Source organism: Pseudomonas agarici, from assembly GCF_001543125.1.
GTDB classification, from domain to species: domain Bacteria; phylum Pseudomonadota; class Gammaproteobacteria; order Pseudomonadales; family Pseudomonadaceae; genus Aquipseudomonas; species Aquipseudomonas agarici.
In genome coordinates this window covers 4235811-4249525 of the sequence record NZ_CP014135.1, presented here as the reverse complement: position 1 = coordinate 4249525, position 13715 = coordinate 4235811, and the positions used below count along the sequence as shown (strand labels likewise).

The following is a 13715-nucleotide window of genomic DNA, read 5'->3' as shown; positions in this document are numbered from 1 at the left end:
TCAGTGTCCCCTCTGGCCGATATGATGGTTGTAGAGGTTCATCGCCAGGGAGATCAGCAAGCTGATCAGGCAGTAAGTCCCCATCACCAGAGCAATGCATTCGATGGCCTGGCCGGTCTGATTCAAGGTGGTGCCGCCGGTCGAGGAGACCAACTCCATAAAGCCGATCACCACCCCCAGCGAGGAGTTCTTGACGATGTTCAGGTAGGTGTTGGTGACTTGCGGAATCATCGGGTACACCGCTTGCGGAACGATCAACTGACGCATAGTCGGACCTTGCTTGAAGCCCAAGGCCTTGGCCGCTTCATATTGCCCCCGATGCACCGACTCGATGGCGCCCCGGACAGTTTCCGCAATGTAGCTGGCGCTGTAGAACGATAGGGCCAGGCACAGCGCCAACAACTCTGGCACCAGGACGATCCCACCCTTGAAACCGAATCCACGTTTCACCGGGATTTCCCACTGCCAATGGGCGCCACTGATCCAGTACACCAATAGCGGCAACAACAATCCTCCAGCCAGTAGCAGCGGCCAGCGGGGCGGCGTGAAATCTCTCCAGGCGCCACGACGCTCCTTGAAACGACACGCCAAATAAGCCAGCAGCATGCCCAGGGCAATCAAGGCCAGACCCCAGCCGACCAGATTGCCCTGTCGCGGCCAAGGCAGCATCAAGCCGCTGTTGTTCAGATAGACCACGTCAAACAACGACACCGACTGCTGGACCCCTGGCAACGCCAGGGCCAGGCCGTACCACCAGACCAGATGCACCACCAGCGGCACGTTGCGCAGGAACTCGATGCAGGTGCTGCTCAGGTGCCTGATCAGCCAGTTCTGTGAAACCCTGGCCAGACCCAGCGCGACACCCAGCAGGGTCGCCAGCACGATACTGAGCGCCGAGACCAGCAACGTGTTGAGCAGCCCTACCCAGTAGGCCCGTGCGTAACTCGCGTCCGGGGTGTAGTCGATCAGCGAGAAACTGATGTCATAGCCCGCACGCTGAGACAAAAAGCCGAACCCGGAGGCGATGTTCAACTTCGCCAGGTTCGCCGCCGCGTTGCTGACCAACAGATAGAGCACCGTCGCTACCAAGACCAGGACCAAGCCTTGCTGCAAGAGGCTCATGATGCGAAAACGAGGAGTCAACATGACCGGCATTCCGTTCGGTTAATCAAGGGTACGCAACCATCAACGAATCGGCGGCGCATACAGCAACCCTTGGTCCTTCCAGCTTCGGTTGAGCCCACGCGGGAAGTTCAGCGCGGTCTGTTGGCCGAGGTTACGGTCATAAATTTGCGCGTAATTACCTACCTGCTTGATCGCACGATAAGCCCACTGGTTGTCGAGGCCAAAGGCTTCGCCGACAGTGCCTTGGCTGCCGAGCAAGCGAGCGATATCCGCTGGCGCCTCTTTTTTCCCGCGCAACTCATCGACGTTGTTGGACGTGACGCCCAGTTCTTCGGCGGTCATCAGGGCGTAGGCGGTCCAGGTCACGATGTTGCGCCAGGTGGTGTCGCCCTGGGCCACGAACGCGCCCAGGGGCTCCTTGGAAATCACCTCCGGCAACAGCGCATAATCCTTGGGATTGCTCATCTGTGTGAGGCGCGAGGCCAGGCCGGACAAATCATTGGAAATGGCATTGCAGCGCCCGTGCTGGAACGCGGCGAAGAGTTCCGGGCTCTTCTCGATGACCACGGTCTTATAGGTCAGGCCGCGCTGGCTGAAATAATCCTCCAGATTCTGCTCGGAGGTGGTGCCCGGCGACAGGCAGAAGGTGGCACCGTCCAGGTCCGTAAGCTGCTTGATGCCGTCCTTGGCATGGGTCATAAAACCCTGGCCGTCGTAGAACCAGACGGTGGTGAAATCCACTCCCAGGCTGGCAATCCGGTCGGCGGTCCAGGACGTGGCACGCGAGAGAATGTCGATTTCGCCAGAGGCGAGGGCGGTGAAACGGTTTTTCGCGGTGGTAGCCAAATACTCGACCTTGTTCGCATCGCCCAATACGGCGGCGGCCACGGCGCGACACAGATCGACGTCCATGCCAGCCCAGTGGCCTTTATCGTCAATCAGCGAGAAACCGGGCTTGTCGCTGGCCACCCCACAGCGCACCGCGCCGTGCGCCTTGACCTTATCCAGCACACCCGCCTCGGCAGTGCCGGCCAGGGTCAACGCCAACGCCGAGGTTGCGAGTAAAACCTTCACCTTGTTCAATTTATGCATATTATTTGCCCTTGAGAGTTTTTCTTCTTGTTCACCCACGGACGGCAGGTGGCGTGTTTACGCACAATAGACACTGGGGCGGGCATTGGGATAGCAACTCTTGATCCACTATGCTGGCCGCGCTATCGAATTTTGGAATAACTTTATGAATATCGACTGGTATGAAGATTTTCTCGCCCTAGCCGATACCGGCAAGTTCACGGCGGCGGCCAGCATGCGCGGCTCATCGCAGTCGGCATTGAGTCGGCGCATTCAATTACTGGAAGCGCGCCTGGGGACCACCCTGATAGATCGGGACAAGAATCCAGTACGCCTGACCGCCGCCGGCGAAGCCTTGTTGCCCAACGCCGTGGAACTGGTACGCATGGCCCGCGACTGCGAGCAAAGTGTGAAAATCGTCAACCGCCCCTTGACCTTCGCTTCGTTGCACACCTTGGCCTGCAACTTTTTCCCGGGCTGGATCAGCCGCCTCAACCGCCCCGAAACACCACTATTCACCCGCATCGATACCGGCTATCGCAGCACCGATGACTACTACATGGCACTGATGTCGGGACGTTGTGACTTCATCCTGTTCTACCGCGATGCCAAGACCGGCCCCTACTCACGGCAAAGCGAGTTCGAGGTGAAATCGCTGGGTCATGACGAACTGTATTGGGTTGCCACGCCGGCCTTGGCCGAGCATTGCGCGCGCACCGACGAACCGATCCCGTTGTTGAGCTACGCGCGCAGCGCGCAATTGCATGAGCTGTCGCGCACCCAGATCAAGCGCCACCCCCAGCCCCAGCGCTTGCGCCAGGTGTTCGAAGCCACCGTCTCGGAAGCCCTCAAACCGATGGTGGCCAGCGGTCAAGGCGTGGCGTGCATGCCCCACAGCATGGTCGCGCCACTGATCGAACGACAGGAGCTGGTGCGCCTGTACCCCGATATGGAGTCCGATCATCTGGAAGTGATCCTGGTGCGCTGGCGGGATAACCGTAATCCTCATACCGAGGCTTTTTGGCAACGACTGGTCGAGGAGTGTTGAGGATTTGGAGGGGGAGGTGGCTGAGATAGGGTCAGTTTTCAACCGGTATTGACAATGAAGACAACAAGAGGGACTGAGATCCGCCCAACTGTACCCTGTTCTGGTAGTCTCCCGTCGACTTAACACGACTATGACAGCTTGAGATTGAGCGTAATTGCCATGAATACTGAACCTTGGGTCACTGCCGAGCAGGTCTCCCTTCACTTGGGGGTGGCCAAGGACACGGTATATCGCTGGCGTGAGCGGCGGGGCATGCCGGCTCATCGCATTGGCAGACTCTGGAAGTTCCAGCTCTCCGAGGTGGATGAATGGGTGCGGGCTGGTGGGGCGGATGATGCCTTCGACACCGCAACGCAACGCAACTAACGCATTGCATAAGGAAGAGCACACCTGATGGTTTTCAGTGAAGATTCGCGCGTCAAGATCCCCTGCATCTTGCACCTGGTTCGCCTGGGCTACAGCTACCTCTCCCTGAAAGGTGCTTCCTGGGATGAGCAAACCAATATCTTTCCGGCGCTTTTTTGTTCTTCGTTGGCCAGGATCAACCCTGGCGTGGAGGCCGATGACATCGACCGCCTGCTGGCTGAGGTCAAGCTCCTGTTAGATAACGAGGACCTCGGTCAGGCCTTCTGCGATAGGCTCACCGAGCGCTCGGGCACCCGTCTGATTGACTTCGAGAACTTCGACAACAACAGCTTCCACGTTGTGACCGAGCTGCCATGCCGAAATGGTGATGATGAGTTCCGGCCCGACATCACCCTGCTTATCAATGGCATGCCGCTGGCCTTTATCGAGGTCAAGAAGCCTAACAACCGCGAAGGCGTGCTGGCCGAGCGCAACCGCATCATCACGCGCTGCCGCAATCTGCGCTTCCGTCGCTTCATCAACATTACCCAGTTGATGGTCTTCTCCAACAACATGGAGTATGAAGACGGCTCGCCGCAGCCAATCGAAGGTGCCTTCTATGCCAGCCCTTCGTATGACTCGCCAATCTTCAACTACTTCCGTGAAGAGGAAGCGTTGAATCTGGCCGAGCTGCTGACCGCAGAAGATGACGACATCGAGAACGCGGTGCTGCGCGACAACAATCTCAACGTCATCAAGCACAGTCCGGAGTTCCTCAGTAACAAGGATCCCGACGCGCCGACCAACCGTATCTGCACGTCACTGTTCAGCCGTCAACGCTTGGCCTTTCTGCTGCGTTTTTCGCTCGTCTATGTAAACGAGGCCGACGGCCTGCAAAAGCATGTCATGCGATACCCGCAGCTTTTCGCCACTAAGGCGATTGAGAAGAAGCTCGACGCTGGCGTGCGCAAGGGCATCATCTGGCACACCCAGGGAAGCGGCAAGACCGCGCTTGCTTATTACAACACCCGCTTTCTGACGGACTACTTTCAGCGTCAGGGCATCATTCCCAAGTTCTATTTCATCGTCGACCGGCTCGATCTGCTCACCCAGGCCCAGCGCGAATTTGCCGGGCGCGGGCTGATCGTACACAGCATCGACAGTCGTGAAGCCTTCGCTCGCGACATCAAGACCACCCAGGTGTTGCACAACCACAGCGGCAGGTCAGAGATCACCGTGGTCAACATCCAGAAATTCCAGGATGACCCGGACGTGTTGCGTACTGAGGACTACGACGTCAACATCCAGCGCGTCTACTTCCTTGATGAGGTGCACCGCAGCTACAACCCACAGGGCAGTTTCCTCGCCAACCTCAGCCAGTCAGACCGCAGCGCCATCAAGATTGGCCTTACCGGCACCCCCTTGTTAGGTGACGATCGCAATTCCCGGGCCTTGTTCGGTGACTACATCCACAAGTACTACTACAACGCATCCATCGCAGACGGCTACACCCTGCGACTGATCCGTGAAGAAATTGCCACCAACTACAAACTGGTCCTTCAGGAAGCGCTGGCCGCTGTAGAACTGCAACAGGGTGACATTGAGCGCAAGCTTGTCTACTCCCACCCGAAGTTCGTCGAGCCTATGCTCGAATATATCGTGCATGATTTCGAAAAGAGCCGCGGTGCGCTAGCCGACGCCAGCATCGGCGGTATGGTGATCTGCGACAGCGCCGAACAGGCCCGTCAGATGTTCGAGATCTTCAACGCTGTTCATGCCAAGCAGGGCCAGCCCAGCCCCAACCTGCAGGACTCTTCGCAGGCCTTGATCGCCGCCGCGCAGCCCGGCAGCTATGCCGCCCGCATTCAGTTGGAAAATAAGGCGAAAAGCGCTGCGTTGATTCTGCATGACGTAGGCAGCAAAGAAGAACGTAAGCAATGGGTGGAAGACTTTAAGGCGGGCAAAATTGACCTGCTGTTCGTCTACAACATGCTGCTCACCGGCTTCGATGCCAAGCGCCTGAAGAAGCTCTACCTCGGCCGGGTGATCCGTTCGCACAACCTGTTGCAGGCGCTCACCCGCGTCAATCGTACCTACAAGGATTTCCGCTACGGCTACGTGGTCGATTTCGCCGACATCCGCAAGGAGTTCGACGCCACCAACAAGGCCTATTTCGACGAGCTGCAGGCCGAGTTGGGCGACGAGGTCGAGCACTACTCCAATCTGTTCAAATCCGCTGAAGAAATCGCCGAGGAAATCGAAGCGATCAAGGACATCCTGTTTAGCTTCAACATCGAAAACGCCGAAGAGTTTTCGCGGCAGATCACCCAAATTCAGGATCGCGCCACGGTGCTGGTGCTCAAGAAGGCACTGGCCGACGCCCGCAGCCTTTATAACCTGATTCGCCTGCAGGGCGACTACGCACTCCTGCAGCAGCTTGATTTCCAGAAGCTCAACCAGCTCTACCGCGAAACCTGCAACCACCTCGATATGCTCAACCTGAAAGAGAGCATCGAATCCAGCACCGACACCGCCAACCTGCTCAACGTGGCGCTGGAAGATGTACTGTTCATGTTCTCCAAGATCCGGGAAGAAGAGCTGGTGCTGGCTGACAAGCTCAAGAACACCCTGCGTCAGACCCGTGAAGCTCTGGTCGACAATTTCGACCAGCAAGATCCCAAGTTCATTACGCTCAGAGAAGAGCTGGAGCGACTGTTCAAGAAAAAGAAACTCAACGAAGTCAGTCAGAAAGAAATGACTGCCAACATCGGCGCGCTCAACGCGATTCACGACCAGGTCAAAGAGCTAAATCGGCAGAATAATCAGCTGCGCGCCAAGTACCAGGGTGACGCCAAATACACCCGCATCCACAAGCGTCTGCAAGAGCGCGGCGGCCTCACACAAACCGAACGCCGTCTGTTTGAGGCGCTTTCCGGCGTGAAACAGCAAGCCGACGAACAGGTGCTGCAGAACACTCAGCTAGTGAATAACGAAAGCTACTTTGAAGGGATGATGATGCCGCTGGTGATTGGCGAGTTTCAAAATCGCCAGAAAATTCAGCTCACCCCAGGCGCTTCCCGCACCATCAACCAATTGGTGGTGGCCGAATACATAAATGAATTTGCCTCAGGCACTCGAATAGGAACACGTACGTGGTAACGCAGGAATTTGAGCAACGCACTCGCCGGCTGATCGACAGTCTCAAGACCATCTGCGCCAGCTTTGGTCTTGGCAACGATGGCAACGAATTCAAGATCATCACCCAGGTCTTTCTCTATAAGTTCCTCAACGACAAATTCACCTTCGAAGCCAAGAAAATCCGTCCCGAGCTAAGCCAAGCCCTCACTTGGGAGCATGCCATGGCCGGTCTTAGCGCTGATGAATTGGAAATGTTGCAGTTGCAGTTGGGGCCGGACACTCCACGCCTCAAGCCAGAGCACTTCCTCGCCCATTTATTCGTCCGGCAGAATGAGCCTGAATTCGCCAAGTTGTTTGACGATACCCTGCGCGACATCGCCATTACCAACAACGATATCTTCGCGGTGAAAACCGATGGCGGAGCCAAGGTCACGTTGTTTGATCGCGTCAGCGAATACATCTCCGACCCATCCAAGCGCGACGATTTTTGCCGTGCCCTGATCAACAAACTGGTGGAATTCAGTTTAGAGCGCAGCTTTGAGAGCATCTTTACTCAGAAGTACGACTTCTATTCCACGCTTTTCGAATACCTGATCAAGGACTACAACAAGGACAGCGGCGGCAAATACGCCGAGTATTACACCCCACACGCCGTGGCCAAGATCATGGCTGCCATTCTGGTTCCCGAAAATGTGCGTGGCAAAATCAGGAACGTGAGCTGCTACGACCCTTCCGCCGGCTCCGGCACCCTGCTGATGAACATCGCCCACGCCATCGGCGAGCAGCGCTGCAGCATTTATTCGCAGGACATTTCGCAAAAATCATCCAGTCTGCTGCGCTTGAACCTGATCCTCAATAACCTGGTGCATTCCATCCCCAATATCATCCAGGGCAACACTATGCTCCACCCCTACCACCGGGAGGGAAAGGCGCTTAAAAAATTCGATTACATCGTCAGCAATCCGCCGTTCAAGATGGATTTCAGCGATTTCCGTAACGAGCTGGATAGCAAGGAGCATCAAGAACGCTTCTTCTCCGGGGTACCCAATATCCCCAAGCAGGCCATGGACAAGATGGCTATCTACCAGCTCTTTTTGCAGCACATCATCCACTCGCTCAAACCCGGTGGTAAAGCCGCCGTAGTAGTGCCGACCGGCTTTATCACTGCACAAAGCGGTATCGACAAGAAGATTCGCCAGCATCTAGTGGACAACAGGATGCTGGCCGGCGTGGTGTCCATGCCCAGCAACATCTTCGCCACTACTGGCACCAATGTGTCTATCCTGTTTATCGACGACGCTAATAAAGAAGGCGTAGTGCTACTGGACGCCTCCAACCTAGGCACCAAGGTCAAAGACGGTAAGAACCAGAAAACGTTGCTCTCCGAAGCCGAGGAAGACCGCATCATCGCCACTTTCAACGCCAAACAGGCAGTAGATGATTTTTCGGTAGTGGTGAGTTATTCCGAGATCGCCGCCAAAAACTACAGTCTGAGCGCTGGGCAGTATTTCGAGGTAAATATTGAGTATTCAGATCTGACGCCAAAGCAGTTCACCGCAAAAATACAGGGATTTAGCGACAGTCTGGACAAGCTGTTCAAGGAGTCTGCGGGGCTGGAGCGGGAGATCAAAAAGCAGTTGGTGGGGTTGTTGTATGAGTAAGTGGTGCCAAACAACGCTTGGAGAGATTGTCTCTGCCGGCGGTGGAAAAATTCAAACAGGTCCGTTTGGTAGCCAGTTACACGCTGCTGATTATGTTGATGTAGGCGTACCTTGCATCATGCCTGCAAACATGAAAAGTAATCGGGTGGATTTGTCCTCCATCGCGTTCATTTCGGAGGAAGATGCTACTCGCCTATCTAAGCACTTGGTGAAAGAAGGGGACATTGTCTATAGCAGGAGAGGCGATGTAACTCAAAAAGCATTAATCAGGAAAACTGAGGCTGGCTATTTTTGCGGCACAGGTTGTCTCCTTGTTCGTCCTGGGAAGATGATTGATCCTGAATTTTTAACTTATCACCTCAGCACCCCCTCGAATCAAAGCTGGATCGTCAATCAAGCGGTTGGTGCCACAATGCCCAACCTGAACACTGCCATTCTGGCTAATGTCCCCTTGAATGTTCCCAGCCAAGGGACACAGAAAAAAATCGCTGCCGTTCTCTCTACCCTCGACGCCAAGATCGACTACAACAATCGAATCAACGTCGAACTTGAGGCCATGGCCAAGACGATTTACGACTATTGGTTCGTGCAGTTCGATTTCCCTGATGCCAACGGCAAACCCTACAAATCCTCCGGGGGCAGGTTGGTCTACAACTCAAAACTCAAACGGGGGATTCCGGACGGGTGGACAGACTCAAGCATTCTGGCCGTCTCTGAACTGCTTGGCGGTGGTACACCCACGAAAAAGAAACCTGAGTACTGGGGGGGTGATATTCCCTTTTTCACTCCAACCGATGCCGGCGGACCCATTTTCAAGTTTTCGACGGCAGATTACATCACTGAAAAAGGGCTAAAAGGCAGTAGCACCCAGCTCTTTGGCAAGCATACTGTTTTCATAACAGCGCGTGGTTCCGTGGGAAAGCTGGTGCTGGCCGGTGTCGATATGGCGATGAATCAATCCTGCTACGCTCTGCGCGCCAAGCCTGGAATCAGTCACACATTTCTGTTCTTTCTGGCCAAGGAGTTGATCCAGCACCTTCAGGTGAAATCCTCGGGCTCTGTTTTCGACTCCATCGTCTCGAATGATATTGAGCTGACCAACCTGGCAATTCCAACGGAAGATGTCATCGAGAAATTTGCAGCAGTTGTTGAGCCCGCGTTCGAGAAAATCGCCAACAACACCAAAGAAAACCAGCAACTCGCTCAGCTTCGCGACTGGCTGCTGCCCATGCTGATGAATGGCCAGGTCACGGTAGCGTAAGGTGGTCTGCCGTGACTGGAAACACGAAACGCACTCTCAACATCGCGGCCAAGCTTCTGATTTTCATTGGTATGGTTGGCGAGTGAGCGTGTACTGGGCCCCGCGAGCTGTAAGGAATAACAACAAGGAAGGTCAAACAGTATGAAGCTGCAGACGCTGCGCCTATCGAGTTTTCAATCTTACGGTCCTGGGCCTACTGACGTCGGCCTCGAAACCATCACCTACTTGATCGGTCCTAACGGTTCCGGCAAGACAGCTGCACTCCAAGCATTGTGCCGCCTGTTCGCTTTCGACCCGTCCCAGCGTCGTATCCAGCGGTCTGACTTCCATGTCCCAGCCGATGAGAAGGATATTCCGGAAGAGCGCGAGCTTTGGATAGAAGCAGATTTCCTTTTCCCTGAACTGTTGAAGGATGAAGACAACAGCACGGTTGCTCCTCATTTTGGTCACATGCGCTTAGACGAACCGGACGGTATTCCGCGAGTGCGTTTCCGCCTTAGCGCAGTCATGGGGCAGGATGGCGACATCGAAGAAACCTTTGTTTATGTGCTGGATGTCAATCCAGATGGTTCGCCGCTCACCACTGCGCAAGTGCCGCGAGCCGAGCGCAACCATATACATGTCCACTACCTGCCCGCACGACGTGACCCTGCCGACCACATTGCTTATGGGGCCAATGCTTTGCTTGGGCGCATGCTCCGCGCAGTGCAGTGGGACAAAGAGCGAGACGTCATTAGGGAACTTACTGACGGCATAAGCGACAGCCTGGCCGCCAACCCATCAGTCAATGCGTTCAGCGAGCATCTGCAAATGACATGGGCATCGCTGCACAAAGGCAGTTTCTTTGCCGATCCCAAGATTACTTTCGTGGCCTCTGAGATTGAGGCCTTGCTACGGCATATGTCCGTCTCGTTCACACCAGGGCATGATGAAAACTTTGTCGATTTTTCGCGACTTAGCGATGGCCAGAAATCGATGCTCTATCTGGCCCTCGTGCTGTCGTCACAGGCTATAGGTCGTGCCGTCTTAGCGGAGAAAGACAAGTCTTTCGATTCTGACAAACTGCGGCCCCCCGTTTTTACACTGGTTGCCGTTGAAGAGCCTGAGAACAGTCTTTCCCCTCACTATCTGGGAAGGATTGTAAGTGCATTGAATGCCATGACAAGCCAAGGCGATGCTCAAGCCCTAATCGCTACGCATGCGCCTTCCATGCTTCGGCGAGTCGAGCCTGAACACATCCGCTACTTGCGGCTGACCGAGGCGCGGCAATCGCGCGTAACGTGCATTCAATTGCCTGAAAAAACAGACGAAGCACACAAGTTCGTGCGCGAGGCAGTACAGGCATTCCCTGAAGTTTATTTCTCTCGATTGATTGTCCTCGGCGAAGGGGACAGCGAAGAGATTGTGTTGCCACGCCTCTTGCGGGCCAAAGGTGCGCCGATTGATGAGTCCGCTGTCGCGATAGCGCCGCTGGGGGGCAGGCACGTCAACCATTTTTGGCGTCTGCTGGAGGCCCTGCAGATTCCATATCTAACGTTGCTTGATTTGGATTTGGCCCGCCATCAAGCGGGGTGGGGTCGGTTTAAATACGTAAACGACCAGCTGGGAACGTTTCGAGCGGATAAGGTCCTTCCAAAAGACCACGGAATTCCGAAATGGAATTCCAGTGAGCACAAGGTGCGTGAGTATCCCGTTTACATAGAAGCCTTTGAAGAACGGGACGTATATTTCTCCGACCCGATGGACCTGGATTTCGCGATGCTTCTCGCCTATCCAGACGCTTATGGCGTTGAAAAGGAGTTGCCAGATGCAGACGTGATCAAGGCTGTTCTCGGGAAAAGCCATCACGACTCTTCCCAATACAGCGAAGACGAACTCAAGCTGTTTGGCACCTATCATCAACGCTTCAAGCTTGGCAGCAAGCCCGCCGCGCATATCAGTGCACTTGCTCAACTAAGCGACCAAGAGTTGCTTGAAAATATGCCAGCATCCCTGAGCAGATTGGCAGACACCGTCATCGCCAAACTCGCGGAGCTGCCGGAGTGATTGCAGTCGAAGCCTGGCAGCCCGCTGACGGGTTGACGCTTGAACCGAATGCCCTGCTCGCAGCCAAGGAGCAGGAGCGCTGTCTTGCCCTGACTGCAGGGCCTGGTGCTGGCAAGACCGAGATGCTTGCACAGCGAGCAGATTTTCTTTTGCGCACCGGCACTTGTCGTTATCCCAAGCGGATCCTGGCCATCTCGTTCAAAGTTGATGCCAGCAAGAACCTGAAAGAGCGGGTTCAGCGTCGCTGCGGCCCAGATCTGGCCTCACGCTTTGATAGCTTCACCTTTCATGCCTTTGCCAAGCGCATCATCGATCGATTCCGGCCAGTGTTGACGGGTGAAGATGCCCTGGACGCGGGTTACAAAATCGCCGATAGCAAGGTGGGGCGCTCCCGAACTCAAATTGTGTTCGGAGACTTGGTGCCGTTGGCTATCCAGATACTGCGGAAGTCAAAAGTGGCTCGGAACGCCATTCGTCAGACCTACAGCGATGTCTTTCTGGATGAGTTTCAAGACTGCACCAACCTGCAGTACGAGCTAGTAAAGCTTGCCTTTCAGGACACCAGCATTCGTCTCACAGCCGTTGGCGATACCAAACAAAAAATCATGGGCTGGGCCGGGGCACTCGATGGCATCTTTGAAACCTTCGCGGCTGATTTTGCTGCGGTACCGCTCAACATGTACCGCAACTTCCGTTCCAAGCCACGCCTGCTTCGGGTGCAGAACGAGATCATTCGTGTACTTGATCTCGCGTCAGCCATGCCCGACGAGCAGCTTGCCGGTGATGAAGGTGAGGTTTTCGCATGGCAATTTGAGGACAGTCGCAGAGAGGCCGAGTGCTTGGCGGATTTGATTGCCAACTGGATAAGAGTAGAGCAGCTGCCCCCGTCGGAAACAGCGGTGCTTGTTTCCAAGCAATTGGAGCTGTATGCCGACCATCTCATGGCAGCGTTGGAGGTGCGGGGCATTCCTTTTCGTAACGAACAGCAGATGCAGGACATCACGGTAGAGCCTGTCGCGCGCTTGATCGTAGACTATTTGTCCTGTCTCTATGGACAGCGCGAGCCCAAAGCCTGGGTTCGGTTAATGAACCAGTTAATTCCTTTCGCGGATGACGAAATCCAGTCAAGCACGCGGAAGAATTTAGATCGTTTAATCAAGCAGCAGCGAAAAGAAGCTGTCGTAGCTGAGCTTCTTGACGTGCCGTTCTCCGGCTGGTGGGAGTCAGTACGGTCGTTCTTGAAGCAAGTCAGTATCGAAACCTTGGTCGCGCTTTCACCAGACTATGAATCCCACGACAGGCTCAGGGAAGTTGTCCGGGACACCAAAATGCGCATTGAAGAATTGCTCAAGATCGAGCCTGATCTGCCCAAGGCCCTTGAGCGCTTTTCGGATGAGCAAGCGGTACGCATTCTGACGATGCATAAGAGCAAGGGCTTGGAGTTCGATTCGGTCATTCTCCTTGGCGTCGAAAACCAGACCTTCTGGGGAAAGGCAGACGAAGAGCGTTGCGCTTTCTTTGTTGGCGTATCACGGGCCAAGCGTCGATTGGTTATGACCGTCAGTGAGCGCCGTGAGACGCCTCCATCCAAACCATACCGGTGGATTGAGCAAAGAGTGCCCCATGCAGAGTTTCTCAGCTATGCCAGGCCATTTTTGAGCAACGCAACATAATCTGCGTGCGAGGCAGTGGTTAATGTCAATGTAATCGTCTGGTTGGGCTACGCAATTATAAAATTGGTAAAAAATAAAAGCTGAAGTGAAGCCAATAAGGGGCATATGCCCCCTATTTTCAGGATTACCCAGCCGACTGTCCTTCACTGGTCCGGCAGTGCTTAGGATTGTTATTGCAACAGATAGCCCATTGGCTGGTCATCTTTGTCGAAGCATAGGATGGTTGTATGCGTCCGGCCAAGTCATCTACCCAACCCCGCAACGCCAAGACATGGTGTGCACTTCAAATTTAAGTGGGCACCAGTTCTAGCCTTTTAAGCGGGTATGTCATGCAGCCAACACGCCGT

General features: G+C 54.9%; 9 protein-coding genes. 7 read left to right on the top strand and 2 right to left on the bottom strand.

The genetic code is table 11. The annotated features are described in order from the left end of the window. Both AWM79_RS18690 and AWM79_RS18685 read right to left on the bottom strand, forming a co-directional pair. Window positions 1-1146, bottom strand: a complete 1146-nt coding sequence (locus AWM79_RS18690) for an amino acid ABC transporter permease (RefSeq protein ID WP_156430129.1) — start codon at window positions 1144-1146, stop codon at window positions 1-3. A gap of 39 nt (window positions 1147-1185) precedes the next feature. Next, window positions 1186-2217: an amino acid ABC transporter substrate-binding protein gene (locus AWM79_RS18685; RefSeq protein WP_017133161.1), complete on the bottom strand. Its 1032-nt coding sequence runs from the start codon at window positions 2215-2217 to the stop codon at window positions 1186-1188. 145 nt (window positions 2218-2362) lie between these two features. On the opposite strand from AWM79_RS18685, the gene AWM79_RS18680 reads away from it, so the two are divergent. The 7 genes from AWM79_RS18680 to AWM79_RS18650 all read left to right on the top strand — a co-directional run bounded on the left by AWM79_RS18680 (window position 2363) and on the right by AWM79_RS18650 (window position 13368). After that, the gene (locus AWM79_RS18680) at window positions 2363-3244 is read left to right on the top strand and encodes a LysR family transcriptional regulator (protein WP_017133160.1); all 882 of its coding nucleotides are present in this window, start codon (window positions 2363-2365) and stop codon (window positions 3242-3244) included. A 159-nt stretch (window positions 3245-3403) separates the two neighbouring features. Continuing rightward, complete coding sequence (locus AWM79_RS18675) at window positions 3404-3610, top strand: helix-turn-helix domain-containing protein (protein WP_060783516.1); 207 nt, start codon at window positions 3404-3406, stop codon at window positions 3608-3610. A gap of 27 nt (window positions 3611-3637) precedes the next feature. Further along, entirely contained in the window at window positions 3638-6748 is a 3111-nt protein-coding gene (locus tag AWM79_RS18670; RefSeq protein WP_060783515.1) for a type I restriction endonuclease subunit R, read from the top strand. Further along, entirely contained in the window at window positions 6742-8388 is a 1647-nt protein-coding gene (locus tag AWM79_RS18665; RefSeq protein WP_060783514.1) for an HsdM family class I SAM-dependent methyltransferase, read from the top strand. Before AWM79_RS18670 ends, AWM79_RS18665 begins: the two co-directional genes overlap by 7 nt. Further along, entirely contained in the window at window positions 8381-9649 is a 1269-nt protein-coding gene (locus tag AWM79_RS18660) for a restriction endonuclease subunit S (protein WP_082712640.1), read from the top strand. The genes AWM79_RS18665 and AWM79_RS18660 overlap by 8 nt, the downstream gene beginning before the upstream one ends. Before the next feature lie 141 nt (window positions 9650-9790). Next, window positions 9791-11695 (top strand): AAA family ATPase, encoded by a 1905-nt coding sequence (locus tag AWM79_RS18655; protein WP_060783513.1) that lies wholly within the window; start codon window positions 9791-9793, stop codon window positions 11693-11695. Beyond that, entirely contained in the window at window positions 11692-13368 is a 1677-nt protein-coding gene (locus AWM79_RS18650) for a UvrD-helicase domain-containing protein (protein WP_060783512.1), read from the top strand. Before AWM79_RS18655 ends, AWM79_RS18650 begins: the two co-directional genes overlap by 4 nt. Window positions 13369-13715 lie beyond the last annotated feature (347 nt).

Excerpts from the sequence above, each read along its gene's own strand:
- AWM79_RS18670 (WP_060783515.1), top strand. The coding sequence starts at position 3,638 with ATGGTTTTCAGTGAAGATTCGCGCGTCAAGATCCCCTGCATCTTGCAC.
- AWM79_RS18680 (WP_017133160.1), top strand. The coding sequence starts at position 2,363 with ATGAATATCGACTGGTATGAAGATTTTCTCGCCCTAGCCGATACCGGC.
- AWM79_RS18660 (WP_082712640.1), top strand. The coding sequence starts at position 8,381 with ATGAGTAAGTGGTGCCAAACAACGCTTGGAGAGATTGTCTCTGCCGGC.
- AWM79_RS18685 (WP_017133161.1), bottom strand. The coding sequence starts at position 2,217 with ATGCATAAATTGAACAAGGTGAAGGTTTTACTCGCAACCTCGGCGTTG.
- AWM79_RS18655 (WP_060783513.1), top strand. The coding sequence starts at position 9,791 with ATGAAGCTGCAGACGCTGCGCCTATCGAGTTTTCAATCTTACGGTCCT.
- AWM79_RS18675 (WP_060783516.1), top strand. The coding sequence starts at position 3,404 with ATGAATACTGAACCTTGGGTCACTGCCGAGCAGGTCTCCCTTCACTTG.
- AWM79_RS18690 (WP_156430129.1), bottom strand. The coding sequence starts at position 1,146 with ATGTTGACTCCTCGTTTTCGCATCATGAGCCTCTTGCAGCAAGGCTTG.